This is a genomic window from Streptomyces sp. BoleA5, from assembly GCF_000373665.1.
GTDB lineage: Bacteria > Actinomycetota > Actinomycetes > Streptomycetales > Streptomycetaceae > Actinacidiphila.
The window spans coordinates 860-18,587 of sequence record NZ_KB892097.1 but is presented as its reverse complement, the minus strand read 5'-3'; the positions used below and the strand labels follow the sequence as shown (position 1 = coordinate 18,587).

At 74.1% G+C, this 17,728-nt stretch carries 14 protein-coding genes; 3 read left to right on the top strand and 11 right to left on the bottom strand.

Annotation, left to right across the window (positions count from 1 at the left end; all coding sequences use genetic code 11):
• Positions 1 to 91: 91 nt before the first annotated feature.
• The 3 genes from B085_RS42180 to B085_RS0112520 all read right to left on the bottom strand — a co-directional run bounded on the left by B085_RS42180 (position 92) and on the right by B085_RS0112520 (position 4,882).
• Entirely contained in the window at positions 92 to 2,419 is a 2,328-nt protein-coding gene (locus B085_RS42180; RefSeq protein WP_018558907.1) for a tetratricopeptide repeat protein, read from the bottom strand.
• A 129-nt stretch (positions 2,420 to 2,548) separates the two neighbouring features.
• Positions 2,549 to 3,172 carry an NUDIX domain-containing protein gene (locus B085_RS0112525; protein ID WP_018558906.1) on the bottom strand — a complete coding sequence of 208 codons (624 nt, stop codon included), beginning with the start codon at positions 3,170 to 3,172 and terminating at the stop codon, positions 2,549 to 2,551.
• 63 nt (positions 3,173 to 3,235) lie between these two features.
• Positions 3,236 to 4,882 (bottom strand): CTP synthase, encoded by a 1,647-nt coding sequence (locus B085_RS0112520; protein ID WP_106434926.1) that lies wholly within the window; start codon positions 4,880 to 4,882, stop codon positions 3,236 to 3,238.
• Positions 4,883 to 5,284: 402 nt separating this feature from the next.
• Between B085_RS0112520 and B085_RS0112515 the strand changes: the two genes are divergently transcribed.
• Positions 5,285 to 7,093, top strand: coding sequence for a glycoside hydrolase family 15 protein (locus B085_RS0112515; RefSeq protein WP_026250971.1), 1,809 nt, complete (start codon positions 5,285 to 5,287; stop codon positions 7,091 to 7,093).
• A gap of 27 nt (positions 7,094 to 7,120) precedes the next feature.
• Here the strand turns inward: B085_RS0112515 and B085_RS0112510 are convergent, their stop codons facing one another.
• From B085_RS0112510 to B085_RS48115, 6 genes are all read right to left on the bottom strand, one after another.
• Positions 7,121 to 8,257, bottom strand: a complete 1,137-nt coding sequence (locus B085_RS0112510) for a glycosyltransferase family 4 protein (protein ID WP_026250970.1) — start codon at positions 8,255 to 8,257, stop codon at positions 7,121 to 7,123.
• 362 nt (positions 8,258 to 8,619) lie between these two features.
• Positions 8,620 to 10,362: a DNA repair protein RecN gene (gene recN, locus B085_RS0112505; RefSeq protein WP_026250969.1), complete on the bottom strand. Its 1,743-nt coding sequence runs from the start codon at positions 10,360 to 10,362 to the stop codon at positions 8,620 to 8,622.
• A 49-nt stretch (positions 10,363 to 10,411) separates the two neighbouring features.
• Complete coding sequence (locus tag B085_RS0112500; protein ID WP_202471091.1) at positions 10,412 to 11,350, bottom strand: NAD kinase; 939 nt, start codon at positions 11,348 to 11,350, stop codon at positions 10,412 to 10,414.
• Positions 11,347 to 12,153: a TlyA family RNA methyltransferase gene (locus tag B085_RS0112495; RefSeq protein ID WP_018558900.1), complete on the bottom strand. Its 807-nt coding sequence runs from the start codon at positions 12,151 to 12,153 to the stop codon at positions 11,347 to 11,349. The genes B085_RS0112500 and B085_RS0112495 overlap by 4 nt, the downstream gene beginning before the upstream one ends.
• A gap of 7 nt (positions 12,154 to 12,160) precedes the next feature.
• A complete protein-coding gene (locus B085_RS48120) occupies positions 12,161 to 12,451 on the bottom strand; it encodes a hypothetical protein (RefSeq protein ID WP_018558899.1) in 291 nt (96 codons plus the stop codon).
• Complete coding sequence (locus B085_RS48115) at positions 12,444 to 13,508, bottom strand: hypothetical protein (protein ID WP_018558898.1); 1,065 nt, start codon at positions 13,506 to 13,508, stop codon at positions 12,444 to 12,446. The genes B085_RS48120 and B085_RS48115 overlap by 8 nt, the downstream gene beginning before the upstream one ends.
• Positions 13,509 to 13,656: 148 nt before the next feature.
• Here B085_RS48115 and B085_RS0112480 point away from each other — a divergent pair, with 148 nt between their 5' ends.
• A complete protein-coding gene (locus tag B085_RS0112480) occupies positions 13,657 to 14,004 on the top strand; it encodes a sterol-binding protein (protein WP_018558897.1) in 348 nt (115 codons plus the stop codon).
• On the opposite strand, the gene B085_RS0112475 is transcribed toward B085_RS0112480, so the two are convergent.
• Positions 14,005 to 15,036, bottom strand: coding sequence for an HAD-IIA family hydrolase (locus B085_RS0112475; RefSeq protein ID WP_018558896.1), 1,032 nt, complete (start codon positions 15,034 to 15,036; stop codon positions 14,005 to 14,007).
• A 72-nt stretch (positions 15,037 to 15,108) separates the two neighbouring features.
• On the opposite strand from B085_RS0112475, the gene B085_RS0112470 reads away from it, so the two are divergent.
• Positions 15,109 to 16,392 (top strand): DUF1015 family protein, encoded by a 1,284-nt coding sequence (locus B085_RS0112470; RefSeq protein WP_026250967.1) that lies wholly within the window; start codon positions 15,109 to 15,111, stop codon positions 16,390 to 16,392.
• A gap of 61 nt (positions 16,393 to 16,453) precedes the next feature.
• Here B085_RS0112470 and B085_RS42165 read toward each other — a convergent pair whose 3' ends face one another.
• A complete protein-coding gene (locus B085_RS42165) occupies positions 16,454 to 17,341 on the bottom strand; it encodes a tetratricopeptide repeat protein (protein WP_078619874.1) in 888 nt (295 codons plus the stop codon).
• Positions 17,342 to 17,728: the final 387 nt, after the last annotated feature.

Here is a 17,728-nt window from a genome sequence, read left to right as displayed (position 1 = left end):
AGCGAAGGTATTGGCAGTTTCGTAGGTACAGCCCGCTTACGGCGCGATCTGAGGGTCCCCGGTGGGCCCTCGGCCCCGGAAACAGGGGCCCTCAGCCCTCCTCGGGCTGCGGAATCTCGTCGGCCGGCAGCAGCCGGCGTGCCGCGGCCCGCTGCAACCGGGCTCCCGCCGGGTCCCCCAGTCGGTCCAGGGTGTCGGCCATGCGCAGCAGCACCGCGCCCTCCAGGCGCCGCTCCTTCGCCTGCCGGGCCCAGTACAGGGCGTCGCGGCAGGTCCGCAGGGCGTCCTCCGGATGCCCCGCGTACTCCTGGACCCTCGCGACCTCGCTGAGCGCGCGGGCCTGCGCGGGGAGGTCCTTCAGCCGGCGGTGTGCGGCCGCCGCGGCACGCCACTCGCGCAGCGCGGGGCCGTAGCGTCCGGTATAGGTGAACAGGGCGCCGAGCCGGGAGTGCAGCCGCGCCTGGTGGACCAGTTCGCCACGGGCCTGCCGCAGGGCCAGCGCCCTGCCGTACCAGTCGGAGGCCCGCTGCGGGTCGTCCAGCTCCAGGTACGTCCCGGCGATGGCCTCCAGCGCGCGGCCCTCGGCGTCCCCGTCATAGGCCTCCCGGGAGGCGACCAGCGCGGCCCGGTAGCGGTCGAGTGCGTCCAGCGGCCGGGCCGCCTCGACGTCCAGGTCGCCGATGTTCAGCAGCGCCGCCGCCTTCTCACGGTGCAGTCCGCGCCGTTCGGCGACGTCCAGCACCAGGTGGTGGAGCCGGTAGCGCTCGGGCGCCGTCGCACCGCCGTCCGGATCCGCGGCCAGGGCCCGTACGAGCGCGGCCATCAGGCGGCGGGCCAGGGTGTCCAGTTCGCCGTCCGCGACCGCCAGCCGCGCGGCGGCCAGCAGGACCGGCAGTCGCACCCGCAGCCACCCGGCCGCGACCGGACGGCTGGGGAAGCGCAGCGACTTGGGCAGCCCGTCGGGTTCCGTCTCGCCCTCCAGGCACATCCGGCACGCGTGCAGCAGCCGTACCGTGCGCTCCAGCATCCGGGCGCGGGCGAGCTGCGTCTCGGACGGCTTCTCCGTGCTCTCCAGCAGCGCCCGCAGCGGCGGGGTCAGCCAGCCCGGCACACGGTACTGGGCCGGCAGGTCGCGGGCCGCCGGCTCGGGGTGCAGCAGCCCGCAGGCGGCCAGGTCCGCGAGCGTCGCCTGCGCGGCCTCGACCGAGCAGCCGCCCAGCGCGGAGGCGGTCTGCGCGTCGGTCAGACCGGAGGGGGCGAGCGCGAGCAGCCGCAGCATGCGGGCCACGGCGGGCGAGAGCGCCCCGTACACGAAGCGGAAGGCGCGCAGCAGCTCCGGGGCGGGCGTGGCGCGCGGGGTCGGCGGTGGGGTGCCGCTCCCCTTCTCCTTCGCCTCCCCGGAGGCGTCCGGGCCGCCGGCCGCCTTCGCGGCCGGGTCGGCGACGGCGCCCGCCCGGCGCAGCACCCGTGCCTGCCCGTCGCCGGCGGCCAGACCGCGCAGCGCCTCCGGCAGCGGGCCGCTGCCCGTGCGGTGCCCGACGTCGGCGCGCAGCATGCCGTTGCCCCGGGTGGCCGCGCCGCCGCCGGAGACCGCGGCCGCGGCCCGTCCCGGCGCGGGCTCGGCGGCCTCGGCGTGCAGCCGCCGCGTGGCCTCGGCGACAGAGGTACGGGGCTGGGCGGCGAGCCACGCGGCGACGAGCCGCAGCGCCGCGGGGTGGCCCCCGCACTCCTGCGCCAGGCCCTCCGCGGCCCGGGGGTCGTTGGTGATCCGCACCCGCCCCACGGCCTCGGCCAGCAGGTCGACGCACGCCGCCGGGTCGAGCCCGCCCAGGGTGCACGGGCGCACGTCGTGGACACCGGGCAGCGGCCCCTCGGCCGTGGCGACCAGCAGGTTCCCCGAGCCCTTGGGCATCAGGTCCAGCAGCTGCCGGGAGTCGACGACGTCGTCCAGGACGACGACGGCCTTGCGTCCGTTCAGCGCGGTGCGCAGCGCGGCGAGCAGTTCCTCGGCCTCCGCGGCCGGCTCGGCCTCGACGTCCATCGCGCGCAGCAGGGCGCGGGCGGAGTGCTCGGGCGGCACGGGACGGCCGTCGTTCTCGCTGAGCCGTACGTAGAACTGACCGCCGGGGTAGCGGTCGGCCACCTCGTGGGCGAGCCGTACGGCCAGCGCCGTGCGTCCCGAGCCGGGCCGGCCGGCCACGAGGAGCACCCGGCTCCCGTCGGGCGTCTGGCCGCGCAGGGCCGCCAGGCCCGGCCGGTCGATGTCGGCGCGCAGTTCCTCGAGCTCTCGGCGGCGGCCGAAGAATCCCGGCAGGCCGGGGGGCAACGTGCCGTGTGCCGCGGTCCGCGACGCCGGCTCCCACGGGCCGTCGTCAGAGGCCGCCGCCGATGCGTCGGCGTCCAGCACGTGATCCGCCACGGGCCCACTCCCGTTCTCCTACGAACGGCATGAGCCTAGTTCACGGCGGGGGTCCAACCCCCGTACGCGACGCGGCGGATCCAGCCAATGATCACCCTCTCGGACGATCGGATGGTCAGACCGAACGGGTCACGCGGAGAACGGGCGCGCGGGCCACTCGGCCTCGGCCGGGCGCAGCGCCTCCAGGCCGTCACCGGCCCGGGCGGCCTGCAGCGAGAGCACACCGACCACGAGGCAGTTGTTGTGCAGCTCCCCGGCGAGGACGCCGCGGACCAGCTCGTCCACCGGGACCCGGGCGAACTCCATGTCGGCCTCTTCCTCCGACACCTCGAAGCGGTCGCCCTCCACCTCGGACAGGCCCCGGGCCAGGAAGATCCGCACGGCCTCGTCGCAGCCGCCCGGCGTGGTGTACACGTCGGTGAGCACCCGCCAGTCCTCCGCCTTGACGTGCGCCTCCTCGTACAGCTCGCGCTGTGCGGCGTGCAGCGGGTTCTCGCCGGGGACGTCGAGCAGCCCCGCGGGGATCTCCCAGAGCTTCATCCGCACGGGGTGGCGGTACTGCTTGAGGACCAGGACCCGGTCCCGGTCGTCGAGGGCGAGCACGGCCACCGAGCCGGGGTGGACCTGGTAGTCGCGCCGGGCCACGCTGCCGTCGGGCATGACGACGTCATCGGTGCGGACGCTGGTCTTCTTCCCGGTGAAGGGGGTGGCGGTGGCGGTGACCCGCCACTCCTCGGGAGTGTCCTTCAGCATGGTGCCCTCCGTACGCGGTGCCGGGGCGGGCCGTACGCCGGCCCGCCCCCGCAACCGTATCGATCAACCCTTGAGGCGCTCGACCGCGGCCGCGACCAGACCCGCGAACAGGGGGTGCGGGCGGGTCGGGCGCGACTTGAGCTCGGGGTGCGCCTGGGTGGCAACCAGGTAGGGGTGCACGTCGCGGGGGTACTCGACGTACTCGACCAGGGTGTTGTCCGGGGAGGTGCCGGAGAACTGCAGACCGGCCTTCTTCTCCAGCTCGCCGCGGTAGGCGTTGTTCACCTCGTAGCGGTGCCGGTGCCGCTCCTCGACGTAGGGCTCGCCGCCGTAGACCTCGCGGACGATGGAGCCCTCGGCGAGCTTCGCCGGGTACAGGCCCAGCCGCATGGTGCCGCCGAGGTCGCCCTGGCCGGCGACGATGTCGAGCTGCTCGGCCATGGTGGAGATCACCGGGTGCGAGGTCGCCGGGTCGAACTCGGTGGAGTTGGCGTCCGGGATGCCGGCCAGGCTGCGGGCCGCCTCGATGACCACGCACTGCAGGCCGAGGCACAGGCCCAGCAGCGGGATGCGGTTCTCCCGGGCGTAGGTGATCGCCGAGACCTTGCCCTCCACGCCGCGGTCGCCGAAGCCGCCGGGCACGCAGACCGCGTCGACGTCCCCGAGCTGACGGGCCGCGCCGGCCGGGGTCTTGCAGTCGTCCGAGGTCACCCACTTGATGTTGACCTTGGCGTTGTTGGCGAAGCCGCCGGCGCGCAGCGCCTCGGTCACCGACAGGTAGGCGTCGGGCAGGTCGATGTACTTGCCGACGAGGGCGACCTTCACCTCGTGCTCGGGCTGGTGGACCCGGCCCAGCAGGTCGTCCCACTGCGTCCAGTCGACGTCCCTGAAGGGCAGGTTCAGCTTCCGGACGACGTACGCGTCCAGGCCCTCGGTGTGCAGCACCTTGGGGATGTCGTAGATCGACGGGGCGTCGATCGCGGCGACCACGGCCTCCTCGTCGACGTCGCACATCAGCGAGATCTTGCGCTTGATGGACGTCGGCACGTCGCGGTCGGCGCGCAGCACGATCGCGTCGGGCTGGATGCCGATGCTGCGCAGCGCCGCCACGGAGTGCTGGGTCGGCTTCGTCTTCAGCTCGCCGGACGGGCCGATGTAGGGGAGCAGTGAGATGTGCATCACAAAGACGTTGTCCCGGCCGACCTCGTGCCGGACCTGCCGCACGGACTCCAGGAAGGGCAGCGACTCGATGTCGCCGACGGTGCCGCCGACCTCCGTGATCACCACGTCCACGTCCTCGGTCGCCATGCGCCGGATGCGGGACTTGATCTCGTTGGTGATGTGCGGGATGACCTGCACGGTGTCGCCGAGGTACTCGCCCCGCCGCTCCTTGGCGATCACCGAGGAGTAGACCTGGCCGGTCGTGACGTTGGCCGAGCCGGCGAGGTTCACGTCCAGGAAGCGCTCGTAGTGGCCGATGTCCAGGTCGGTCTCGGCGCCGTCGTCCGTGACGAACACCTCACCGTGCTGGAAGGGGTTCATCGTGCCCGGGTCCACGTTGAGGTACGGGTCGAGCTTCTGCATGGTGACGCGCAGACCCCGGGCCTTGAGCAGTGCGCCGAGGCTCGAGGCGGTCAGGCCCTTGCCGAGCGAGGAGGCGACACCCCCCGTGACGAAGAGGTGCTTGGTCGTCGTGGATTTGGGCGGCAGTGCCAACAGGGGGCTCCCGTGGTCGCGAGGTGGTGGTCGGGACGGCACCATGGTGGTGAAGAGGGGTGTCGTCGCGGCGGTTCAGTGGTTCAGGCCACCGGCCCACGGGCTACCAGGGTATCAGTGACGCGCACCAGACGGCGCGGACGGCTCTCTGCCGAAAATACGGTCACCGGGAGTTTGGTACGACAAAATGCACCCGACCGGCGCAGCGGGGCGGTCAGGTCTTCCGCACAGCCCGCGTTGACGTCGTATCCTGCTCGGACACATCGATTCGATGCGAGTGAACCGGCACGGCACTACCCCGCCCGCTCCCGGAAAAGAGCTCGTCGACAGATCCACAGACCGCAATCACCGCCCCAGTCCCAAGGGGCGCCGCCGTCGTTCGACTGGGAGACCTACGTGGCCGGGCGTATCGAGGATTACGCACTCATCGGCGATATGCAGACCGCCGCCCTGGTGTGCCGGGACGGCACGGTCGACTGGCTGTGCCTGCCCCGCTTCGACTCCCCCGCGATCTTCGCGGGCCTGCTCGGCACGGAGGAGCACGGCTACTGGCGGCTCGGCCCCGCCCACGCGAACGGCACCCCTTCCCCGGCCGCCACCCGGCGCCGCTACCGGGGCGACTCCCTGGTGCTGGAGTCCGAGTGGGACACCCCCCGCGGCACGGTCCGCGTGATCGACTTCATGCCGCCGCGTGACGGCGCCCCCCAGCTGATCCGGATCGTCGAGGGCGTCAGCGGACGGGTCCCGATGCGGTCCGCGCTGCGCATGCGCTTCAGTTACGGCTGGGTCGTGCCCTGGGTGCACAAGGTGGGCGAGCGCACCGTCGCCGTCGCCGGCCCCGACTCCGTCTGGCACGACACCGATGTCGAGACGTACGGCAAGGACCTCACCACGTACGCCGACTTCACGGTGTCGCCCGGCGACCGCGTCGCCTTCACCATCAGCTGGCAGCCCTCGCACAAGGAGCCGCCCCCGCTCGCCGAGCCCGAGGCGTCGCTGGAGGCCACCGAGGACTTCTGGCGCGAGTGGGTCGCCCAGTGCACCTACCACGGCCCCTACCGGGACGCCGTGGTCCGCTCCCTGATCACGCTCAAGGCCCTGACGTACGGGCCGACCGGCGGCATCGTCGCCGCCCCCACCACCTCGCTGCCCGAGGACATCGGCGGCGTCCGCAACTGGGACTACCGCTTCACCTGGCTGCGCGACGCGGCGATCACCCTGTCCTCCCTGCTGCGCACCGGCTACCGCGACGAGGCCCGCGCCTGGCGCGAGTGGCTGCTGCGCGCGGTCGCGGGCGACCCGGAGAACCTGCAGATCATGTACGGCATCGCCGGTGAGCGCGAGCTCGGCGAGACCGAGCTGGACTGGCTGCCCGGCTACGAGGGCTCGATCCCGGTGCGGGTCGGCAACGGCGCGGCCCACCAACTGCAGCTCGACGTCTACGGCGAGGTCACCGAGGCCCTGCATCTGGCGCACATGACCGGTCTGGCCCGCAACGACTACGCCTCGCTGCTGCAGATCCGGCTCATCCAGTACCTGGAGGACCACTGGGACGAGCCGGACGAGGGCATCTGGGAGGTCCGCGGCCCGCGCCGGCACTTCGTCCACTCCAAGGTCATGGCCTGGGTCGCCGTCGACCGCACCGTCAAGCTCATCGAGTCCGGCGAGGTCGACGGCCCGCTGGAGCGCTGGCGCGAGCTGCGCGACGAGATCCACCGCGACGTGTGCGACAAGGGCTACGACAAGGAACGCAACACCTTCACGCAGTCCTACGGCTCGCGCGAGCTGGACGCCTCGCTGCTGCTCATCCCGCAGGTGGGCTTCCTGCCGCCGGACGACAAGCGCGTGATCGGCACCATCGAGGCGATCCAGCGGGAGCTGTCCACCGAGGACGGCTTCGTGCTGCGCTACCCGACCGACGCCCCGCCCGGCGGCGAGAACCTGGACGGCCTGCCCGGTGACGAGGGCGCCTTCCTCGCCTGCTCGTTCTGGCTCGCCGACGACCTCGCCATGATCGGCCGGGTCGACGAGGCCCGCAGGCTCTTCGAGAAGCTGCTGGCGCTCCGCAACGACCTCGGCCTGCTGGCCGAGGAGTGGGACCCGCGGCTGCAGCGGCAGGTCGGCAACTTCCCGCAGGCCTTCAGCCACGTGCCGCTGATCGACACGGCGCTGCGGCTGACCGCGAGCGGCGCGTACGGCGGCTGATCACCGGGCCGTCGTCCGCGGCGGCCTTCAGCAGGACGTCAACTCGTCGTAGATGCTGAGCACTTGGGCGACCGTGTCATCCTCGGTCGGCCAAGTGGCGGCCTGCGAGGGGCCGGCCGCGGCCAGCCCCGCACGCCGTGCCGGGTCCCCCAGCAGACGCGTGACGGTGTCGGCGAGCGTCTTCGGATTCCCGTACGGCACCAGCACCGCCGCCTCGCCGACGAGTTCGGGCGTGCCACCGACGGAGGTCGCCACCAGCGGTGCCCCCGCGTGCAGCGCCTCCTGCGCGATCAGCGAGCGCCCCTCCCAGCGCGACGGCAGCACCACCACGTCGGCGGCGGCCAGGAGTTCAGGCACGTCGTCGCGGCGGCCGAGCAGCCGCACCGGCAGCTCCTCGGCGTCGATCCGCTCCTGGAGCTCCTCACGCAGCGAGCCCTCGCCCGCGACGACCAGCAGCGGCGCCGGGGCCGCCCCCGCCCAGCCGTGGGCCGCGTCCAGCAGCAGGTGGTACCCCTTGCGCGGCTCCAGACGGCCCACGGCGAGCAGCAACGGCCGCTCGCCCACGGCGAACTCGTCCCGGGTCTTCTGCCGGCGCCGCTCCGCCTCCGCCACCGCCTCCACGGACGGCGCGACCCGCGGCGGCGCCGGCACCCCGATCGGCCCGAGCCGGGCGTCCCGGGCCCCGGCCGAACGGGCCCGGTCCACCAGGTCCGACGACGCGCCCAGCACGACCGCCGCCGCCCGCGCCACCCGGCGCTCCAGCAGTCTCAGCACCCGGCCCCGCGCCCCCTCGGCCAGCACCGCGCCGTGCCAGGTCACCACGAGCGGCGTACGGCGCCCGCTGAGCGCCATCGTGGCGAGCAGTCCGGCCCGCAGCCCGTGCGCGTGCACCACGTCCGCGCCGGCGCACGCCGCCCGCAGCGCCGTGACCACGGCCGCGTCGGCCCTCGGCTGCGAGCGCCGTGTGATCCCGACGGGTGCGAACCGCGCCCCCGCGGCCCCGAATCCGTACCGCTCCTCCGCCTCGCCCGGCCCGCAGACCGTCACCTGCACGCCGCGTGCCACCAACCCACCCGCCACGGAGGCGACATGGGCCCGCGCCGTCTCGCCCAGCACGTGGACGGCGTGCAGCTGCCCGTGCAAGGGGCTCGGTGAACTGCTCACGCGGGGTAGGGCTCCTGACTCGGCATCGTGCGGAGGGCGGCGGGTCTGCTCCCCCAAGGATGCCAGGCCGATAGGCCATCCAGGGAGCGATGCCCCACCCCCACCCGGCCACACGTACGCGGGACCACCCTTACGAGTGCCCCCCACTCCCCCATCACGCCGACCGCGCACCCGTAAGCCGGGGTACCCGCCGTCGGGCGTGGCACGCGCGCGTCCCGGACGGCGGTGCCTGCGGCGCCCGGCGGAAACCTCCTCCCGGGGGCGAACCGCACCAGCGCGTCACCCGGCCCACGACCGCGGTCGGCGGGCCGCCGGGCGCAGCGGGCGGGGCCGCGCGCCCCGTACCGCGGCGACGGCGCGCGTCAGCGTGCTTCGCGGGCGGCGGCCAGCAGTTCCTCGGCGTGGGCGCGGCCGAGTTCCGAGTCCTCCAGGCCGGCGAGCATCCGGGAGAGCTCCCGCACGCGCTCCTCGCCCTCCAGGACGCGCACCCCGCTGCGCGTGACGGACCCGTCGTTGGTCTTCTCGACCAGCAGTTGCCGGTCCGCGAACGCGGCCACCTGCGGCAGGTGCGTGACGACCACGACCTGCGCGGTCCGCGCCAGGCGCGCCAGGCGCCGGCCGACCTCGACGGCCGCCTTGCCGCCGACGCCCGCGTCGACCTCGTCGAACAGATACGTCGGCACCGGGTCCGACCCGGCGAAGACGACCTCGACGGCGAGCATCACACGGGACAGCTCACCTCCGGACGCGCCCTTGGCGATGGGCCGGGGCGGGGCGCCGGGGTGGGGTGCGAGCTGCAGCTCGACCTCGTCCGCGCCGGTCGCGCCGAAGGCGACCCGGCGGCCGCCGACCTCGATGCCCTCCGCGTCCTCCGTCTGCCGGAGGGCGACACCGACGCGGGCGTGCGGCATCGCAAGCTGCGCGAGTTCCGCCGTGACGGCCGCGGCGAAGCGTTCCGCCGCCTCCGCGCGCGCGTCGGTGAGTGCCTGGCCGAGGTCGCCGAGCTCCGCGCGCAGCGCGTCGCGCTCCGCCGTCAGCTCCGCGATCCGCTCGTCGTCGCCGTCCAGCTCGCCCAGCCGGGCCGCGCCCTGCTCGGCCCACGCCAGGACGGCGTCGATCGTGTCCCCGTACTTGCGGGTGAGGTGGGCGAGGACGGCCCGCCGCTCCTCCACGGCCGCCAGCCGCCGCGGATCGGCGTCCAGGTCGTCGGCGTACCCGGCGAGCTCACCGGCGACGTCGCCGAGGAGGATGCCGATCTCGCCGATCCGGTCCGAGAGCGCGGCCAGCGCCGGGTCGTGGGAGCGGACGGCCTCCAGGGCGCGCTGGGCGCCCGCGACCAGCATCCCGGCGTCCACACCCTCCGGGTCCTCGGGATTCCCCGCGAGCGCGGCGTGCGCCAGGGCCGCGGCCGACGCGAGCGCCTCGGCGTGGCCGAGACGTTCCGCCTCGGCGGCAAGGTCGGCGTCCTCGCCGGGCAGCGGCTCGGCGGCAGCGACCTCCTCCAGGCCGAAGCGCAGCAGGTCCGCCTCCTGGGCCCGCTCGCGGGCCCGCGTGGTCAGCTCGTCCAGCTCGCCCGCGACCTCGCGCACACGCCGGTAGGCGGCCGCGTACTTGGCCAGCGGCACGGCGACGGCGTCGCCCGCGTACCGGTCCAGTGCCTCCCGCTGGCGGGCCGGCCGCAGCAGGCCCTGCTGGTCGGTCTGGCCGTGGACGGCCACCAGTTCGTCCGCCAGCTCGCCCAGCAGCCCCACGGGGACCGTGCGCCCGCCCACGAAGGCCCTGGAACGGCCCTCCGCGGAGACGGTACGGCTGATCAGCAGCGCACCGTCGTCCAGCTCGGCGCCCGCCTCCTCGGCCCGCACGGCGGCGCGCGCGCCCGCACCCAGCGTGATCCGTCCCTCGACGGACGCCGATTTCGTCCCGATCCGGACCAGACCGGGATCGGCACGGCCGCCCAGCAGCAGCCCGAGGCTCGTGACGACCATGGTCTTGCCCGCGCCGGTCTCACCGGTCACCGCCGTGAAGCCGGGCGACAGCTCCACCACGGCGTCCTCGATGACTCCCAGCGACCGGATCCGCATTTCCTCCAACACGGATACGACCATACGAGGTTTGCGGGCCGCCGCGCGACGGGCCTCACCCCTGAGGGGAAACTCAGTGCGGCGCGCCCCGCCAGCCCGCCACCGGCAGCGCGAACTTCGCGACCAGCCGATCGGTGAAGGAGGCGTGGTGGAGCCGCGCCAGCCGGACCGGCACCGCCCCCCGCCGGACCTCCACACGGGCCCCGGCCGGCAGGTCCACCGACCGCCGCCCGTCGCACCACAGCACGCCGTGCGGGGTCTTCGGCTGCACCTCCACCGCCAGCACCGACCTCGGCGAGGTCACCAGCGGCTTCGCGAAGAGGGCGTGCGCGCTGATCGGCACCATCAGCAGCGCCTCGACCTCGGGCCAGACCACCGGCCCGCCGGCCGAGAAGGCGTACGCGGTCGAGCCGGTCGGGGTCGCCATCACCACCCCGTCGCCGCCGAAGCGGGAGACCGGACGGCCGTCGACCTCGGTGACGACCTCCAGCAGCCGCTCGCGCGCCTGCTTCTCCACCGACGCCTCGTTCAGCGCCCAGTCGGTGTGGACGACCCGGCCGTCGTTGCGCACCAGGACGTCGATCGTCATGCGCTCCTCGACCTCGTAGTCGCGGGTGACCACGCGATCGACGACCTTGTCCAGGTCGTCGCGCTCGGCCTCAGCCAGGAAGCCGACCCGGCCCAGGTTGACCCCCAGCATCGGCACCCCGGAGGCCCGCGCGAACTCCGCGCCCCGCAGCAGCGTGCCGTCACCGCCCAGGACGATGATCAGCTCGCAGTCCGCGACGGTCTCCGGGCCGATCTCCTGCACCCGCTGCACCGCGCCGTTGCCCGGCAGCGTCAGGTCCTCGGCCTCCTCGGCCAGCACCCGGACCCCGATGCCGCAGCGCCGCAGTCCCTGGACCACCCGCTCGGCGCTGCGGATGGCCGCCGGCCGCCCGGTGTGCGCGAGCAGGAAGACGGTGCGGCCGGACGTCCCGGGCACCTCGTGTGTCTCGTGCGTCTCACTCAACGGGGCCCCTCCGCCACAGCGCGGTCGACATCCGCCGGGTCGAGCTCGGGCGCCCCGGCGCGCAGCCACAGAAAGTACTCCACATTCCCCGACGGTCCCGGCAACGGGCTCGCGGTCACGCCCAGCACCCCCAGTCCCAGTGCGGCCGCCTGCCCGGCGACCTGTCGTACGGCCTCGGCGCGCAGCTGAGGGCTGCGGACGACACCGCCGCTGCCCAGTCGCTCCTTGCCCACCTCGAACTGCGGCTTGACCATCAGGACCAGGTCCGCGTCAGGCGCGGCGCAGCGTACGAGCGCGGGCAGGACGAGCCCGAGCGGGATGAAGGACAGGTCGCCGACGACAAGGTCCACCGGCTGGTCGTCGATCTGCCCGAGCGTCAACTCGCGGACGTTGGTTCGGTCCTTCACGGTGACGCGTTCATCGCTCTGCAGCGACCACGCGAGCTGCCCGTAGCCGACGTCGACGGCGACGACGCGCGCCGCGCCGTTGCGGAGCAGGACGTCGGTGAAGCCGCCCGTGGACGCCCCGGCGTCCAGCGCACGGCGCCCCTCCACCCGCAGACCCAGCGGCACGAACGCCGCCAGCGCCCCCGCCAGCTTGTGCCCGCCGCGGGACACGTAGTCCGGGTCCGAGGCGTCCTCTGCCACGACGACCGCGGCGCTGGTCTCCACCTGCGTCGCGGACTTCGTCGCGGTCGTCCCGCCCACGGTCACCCGGCCGTCGGCGATCAGCTGCCCGGCGTGCTCCCGCGAGCGGGCGAGGTTCCGGCGCACCAGCTCGGCGTCGAGTCGGCGTCGTGCCACGTGAGGTTCAGCTCCTGTTGTCGTCGTCGAGTCTCGTGAGCGTGTCGCGCAGCCCACGGTGTACATCCTCGTACACCTCGACGTGGTCCTCGGTGGGAAGCAGGTCGGCATCCTGCAGGCGGACAAGGACGGCGTCCACCTCGGTATTCCCCGTAGCGTCCAGGACGACGCCCAGCGGGCGCGGCCCGGCGTCGCCGACCGCCTCCGCCGGGGCCGGCGCCCCGGCGGCCGTCCCGGCCCCTGCCGCGGCTTCCGGTCCGGGCGCGGGGACCACGCCCTCGAGCCCGGTCTCAGTCACGTCCCTTCGCCTCCTGCGAGCGCGCCGCCGTCTTCTTCGCGGGCGCGGCCTTCCTGGCCGGGGCGGCCTTCTTGGCCGTGGACTTCGTGGCGGCCGTCTTCTTCGCGGGCGCGGAGGTGCGGGACGCCGCCGCGGTCTTCTTGGCGGGGGTGGTGGCCGGGGTGGCCTGCTTCGCCGCGGGTGCCGTCTTCTTCGCCGGCGTGGCCGCGGCGGTCTTCCTGGCCGCGGGCGTGGTCTTCTTGGCCGCGAGCGCGGCCTTCTTCGCCGCGGGCGCGGCCTTCTTCACCGTGGAGCCGGTGCCGGTTCCGGAGGCCGCCGCCTTCTTCGCCGGGGCCGCGGTCCTCGCCGGGGCCGCCTTCTTGGCGGGGGCGGTCTTCCTCGCGGCAGGCGCCGCCTTCTTCGGCGCGGGTGCCTTGGCCGGGGCCGCGTTCTTGCGCGCGACCGGTACGGCACCCGCACCCGCGGTCCCGACCGGCTCCTGAGCCGCGGGCGCCTCGGACGCCTCGGACGCCGTCGGAGGGTGCGCCGGCGCGGCGTTCTTGCGCGCCACCGGGGTGACCCCCGCGGCGCCCGTCGGTTCGGGCTTCCTCCCGGGCGCGGGCGCGGACGCCGGCGCCTGCCCGTCGACCGGTACGTGCTCCACCGGCGGCTGCGGCGGCACGTACATGCCCGGGTCCGGCTCGTCGTCCGTCACGCCGGCCCAGGCCGGCTCACGGTCGTCGTCCTCCAGGTTGCGGATGCGGCGTTCCAGGGCCTCCAGGACGACACCGACCTTGGTCACCTCGTCCGCGAGCCGCCCGACCCGGCTCATCGCCTTGTCGATCTCCTCCCGGATGAGCCCCACGAGCAGGTCGCGGTTGGCCCGTCCGGATGCCATCAGCTCGTCCGCGAGCGTCTGCACCTCGGGCGGGATCCGCTCGCCGATGCTCCGCTGGACCGCGTCGACGTCTATCCCGGTCTGGTCGAGCAGTTCCTTCGCCGCACCGACCGCTCGTCGCCGGGTGGCCTCGGTCAGGCCGCCCGCGATCTGCAGACAGGTCCGCAACGCGTCCCGCATACGCCCTCACTCCTCGCCTTCGCCAGTTCACCAGACTTCGTTGCTCACGACGCTACCGCCTATGGCGCCGCATCTCCCCGACGGTCCACTGCGGTACGGTCGATCAGCACCAGCACGAGACGACGTCCGAACGGGAGACGCACAGCCCATGGCGACCATCGAGGAGTGCCGCAGCGCGCTCGAGCGGCTGTCCGAGAACCTCGCCGGGGCCGAGGGCGACCTGCACAGCGCGGCCGCGCTCGACCGCTCGCTCAGCTGCCGCATCACCGATCTCGACGTCACCTTCGTGGGACGTCTCGTGGACGGCCGCATCCAGGACGTCGTCACCGTGCAGGGCCTGCCGGACGAACGCGCCGAGATAAGGCTCACCATGGCCGGAGACGACCTCGTCGCGCTCGTCGACGGCAGGCTGCACTTCGCGAAGGCCTGGGGCGGCGGCAGGGTCAAGCTGGAGGCGGGCTTCCGCGACCTGCTGCGGCTGCGCAAGCTCCTGTAGCTAGAGCCCCAGCCGGTCCAGCGCCTTCCCCGCGTCCAGGTCGCAGGAGCCGCCCCCGGCCCGGGTCCAGGCCGCCGCGCACAGCGCCCGCAGCCCGTCCACGGGTTCGCCTTCGTCGTCGTCACGGTGCAGCACCAGCGCCCCGTCGCCCACCGAGGCGGTCCAGCCCCCGCAGCGGTAGGCGCCCTCACCGGCGTCCTCGACCTCGGGCTGCGAGGTGAGCAGGCCGCGCAGGTCCGCGTCCACATAGGTGGGCCGGTGCTCGGGCGGGGCGGCGAGCAGCAGCGCCGCGGTGGTGACCCCGGTGAGCACCAGCAGCGAGTCGACGCCGCCCGCGTGGGCGCCCTCGATGTCCGTGTCGAGCCGGTCGCCCACCACCAGCGGCCGCCGCGCGCCGGTCCTGATCACCGTCTCGCGGTGCATGGGCGGCAGCGGCTTGCCCGCGATCTGCGGGTCGCCGCCCGTCGCGATGCGGACGACCTCGACGAGCGCGCCGTTCCCCGGTGCCGTACCGCGCGCGGTCGGGATGGTCAGGTCGGTGTTGGACGCGAACCACGGCACACCGCGGTTGACCGCGTACGCGGCCTCGGCGAGCTGCCCCCAGCCCACCTCCGGCGAGTATCCCTGCACCACCGCTGCGGGGTCGTCGTCGGCCGAGTCGACCGGCTGGAGCCCGCGTTCGCGCAAGGCCTCCAGAAGTCCCTCGCCGCCGATCGCGAGCACCCGCGCACCCGCCGGGACCTGATCCGCGATCAGCCGGGCCACCGCCTGGGCGGAGGTGATGACCTCGCCGGCCTCGGCCGGCACGCCGAGCCGCGTCAGGTGCTCCGCGACGGTCCGCGGGGTACGGGCGGCGTTGTTGGTCACGTAGGCCAGGCGCATGCCGTGCTCCCGCGCCACGCCGAGCGATTCGACGGCGTGCGCGATCGCGTCACCACCCGCATAGACCACTCCGTCGAGGTCGAGCAGAGCCGTGTCGTACGCCTGGTCAAGAGGACTTTCACTGCCGGCCGGGCCGGTCCGGGGGTTCATCGGGCGGTCGCTCCTCGTATGTCGTCGATCACTCGGCGCACTTCGCGGACATGACCCGCGTAGCATGCCCGGATGAACAATTCCGGACCCGCTGTGCGGGGCTTGCGGCTGGCGCCGTTCCGCGCGCTCCGCTACGTCCCAGAGCGGGTCGGCAGCCTGGCCGCGGTCACCTCGCCACCGTACGACGTCGTCGTCCGGCCCGAGGGGCAGCGGCACCTGGAGACAGCCGACCCGCACAACGTCGTGCGGCTCATCCTGCCCACCGCCGAGCCCCCGGACGGCCGGCACCGCAAGGCCGCCTGGGCGCTGTTCCAATGGCAGGAGGAGGGCGTCCTGGCCCTCGACCCCAAGCCCGCCCTGTACGTGTACGAGCAGCGCGAGGGCGATCACGTGCAGCGCGGCCTCATCGGCGCACTGCGGCTGACCCCGCCCGAGGAGCGGATCGTGCTGCCGCACGAGGACGTGATGCCCGGCCCGGTCGCCGACCGCGCGGCTCTCATGCGCGCCACGGCCGCCAACCTCGAACCGCTGCTGCTGGCGTACCAGGGCGACGACGGGGAAGCGGCCGAGGTCGTCGAACGCACCGTCGCGGACCCGCCCTTGCTGGCCACGACGACCGAGGACGGCATCCACCACCGGCTGTGGGCGATCACCGATCCTCAGGCGATCGCGGCGGTCGACGCCGATCTGTCCCGGCACCAGGCCGTCATCGCCGACGGCCACCACCGCTGGGCCACGTACCTGCTGCTGCAGGCCGAGCACGAGGCCCCGAGCCCGTGGGACTACGGCCTGGTGCTGCTGGTCGACACCACCCGCTACCCGCTGCGGGTCCGCGCCATCCACCGCGTGCTGCCGCAACTGCCCGTCGCGCGGGCCGTCGAGGCGGTCCGCGACGCCTTCCGCGTACAGGAGTTGCCGGGACCCCTGCCGGAGGCCCTTGCCGCTCTGGAGGCCGCGGCCGCCGAGGGGAACGCGTTCCTGCTCACCGGCGACGGCCGCTTCCACCTCCTGGACCGGCCGGAACCCGAGGCCCTCGCCCGGGCCGTCCCGGCGGACCGCCCCGCCGAGTGGCGGCAACTGGACGCCACCGTGCTGCACAGCCTGCTCCTCGACCGGATCTGGGAAGTGCCCGACGCCCCTGAGCACATCCACTACATCCACGACACGGAGGCCGCGGTCGAGCACGCCGAGCAGTTCGGCGGCACCGCCGTGCTCATCCACCCCGTGCGCGAGAGCGTCGTGCACGACCTCGCCAAGCAGGGCGTGACGATGCCGCGCAAGTCGACGTCGTTCGGCCCGAAACCGGCGACGGGCCTGGTGCTGCGCAGCCTGGAGTTCGACGGCACCTCCGCCTGACCCCGCACAACACGAAGGGCGGCATCCGCGTCATGCGGATGCCGCCCTTCGTCACCGGCTATCAGCCCTCGGTGTTCTTGGAGGGCTCCTTGAACGGGTCGTCGAGGAACGCCGTCGGGTCGGCCTCGTCGGTCAGGTCGACGTCCGGCTCCCCGGCGTCACCGGCCTCGCGGTCCTTGCGGCCCTCGTCGTCGCCGGCCCCGGTGACCTCGTCATCCGCGGCGTTCCCGCCGTCCACGCCGTCCGCGACGTCCACGCCGCCGTCGCGATCCTCCGCGGCGGCCTCATCCGCCGCCGGCTGCTCGTCGTCGGCGTCGTCCAGCGCGTCCACGAAGGCCACACCGTCCAGTTGCGCCAGCCGGTCGGACGCGTCCGTGCTGCCGCTCTGGTCGGCCTCCAGCGACTTGGCGAACCACTCGCGCGCCTCCTCCTCACGACCCGCCGCGAGCAGGGCGTCGGCGTACGCGTAGCGCAGCCGTGCCGTCCACGGGTGCACGGCGTTGGACGCCAGCTCGGGGCTCTGCAGGGTGACGACGGCGGCGTCGTTCTGGCCCATGTCACGCCGGGCACCGGCGGCCACCAGGCGCATCTCCACCTGACCCGCGCGGTCCAGCTTGTGCACCTCGGAAGCACCCGCCATCTCCAGCGCGCGCTCCGGACGCCCCATGCCGCGCTCGCAGTCCGCCATGACCGGCCACAGGTCGACCGTGCCCGTCATCCGGCGGCAGGCGCGGAACTCGGCCAGCGCCTCGGCATACCGCTCCGTGGCGTACGAGGCGAACCCGGCCGCCTCACGCACGGCGGCGACCCGGGACGCGAGTCGCAGCGCGACCCTGGAGTAGCCGTACGCCAGGTCGGCGTCCTCGTCCAGCAGCCGCGCCACCATGACGAGGTTCCGCGCGACGTCCTCGGCGAGCGTCTTCGGCAGGCTCATCAGCTCCTGACGCACGCTGGGGTCGATCTCCTGGCCCGTGACGTCGTCCGGGATCGGCAGCCGCTTGACGGGCTCCCGCTCCTCACGGCGCTCGTCGCGGCCCCGGGTGTCCTCGAACCGCCCACGCCCCTGCACGTACGGCCGGCGGCCGCCCTGGCCCCGATCGTCCTCACGACGCGGGCCGCGGGGACGCTCGTCCCGGCGGTAGCCGCCACGGTCGTCGTCCCGCCGCGGCCCACGGGGCGGGCCGTCACGGCGGTCGTCACGCGGACGATCGTCACGACGGAATCCACCACGGTCGTCACGGCGGTCATCGCGCGGACGGTCCTCACGGGGGCGGTCGTAGCGCGGACGGTCGTCACGACGGAACCCACCGCGGTCGTCACGACGGTCGTCGCGCGG

Bases quoted from the DNA above. Each gene is read 5' to 3' on its own strand.
- B085_RS0112525 (WP_018558906.1), bottom strand. From the start codon at position 3,172: ATGCTGAAGGACACTCCCGAGGAGTGGCGGGTCACCGCCACCGCCACC.
- recN (WP_026250969.1), bottom strand. From the start codon at position 10,362: ATGGTCGTATCCGTGTTGGAGGAAATGCGGATCCGGTCGCTGGGAGTC.
- B085_RS48115 (WP_018558898.1), bottom strand. From the start codon at position 13,508: ATGCGGGACGCGTTGCGGACCTGTCTGCAGATCGCGGGCGGCCTGACC.
- B085_RS0112480 (WP_018558897.1), top strand. From the start codon at position 13,657: ATGGCGACCATCGAGGAGTGCCGCAGCGCGCTCGAGCGGCTGTCCGAG.
- B085_RS0112475 (WP_018558896.1), bottom strand. From the start codon at position 15,036: ATGAACCCCCGGACCGGCCCGGCCGGCAGTGAAAGTCCTCTTGACCAG.
- B085_RS0112470 (WP_026250967.1), top strand. From the start codon at position 15,109: ATGAACAATTCCGGACCCGCTGTGCGGGGCTTGCGGCTGGCGCCGTTC.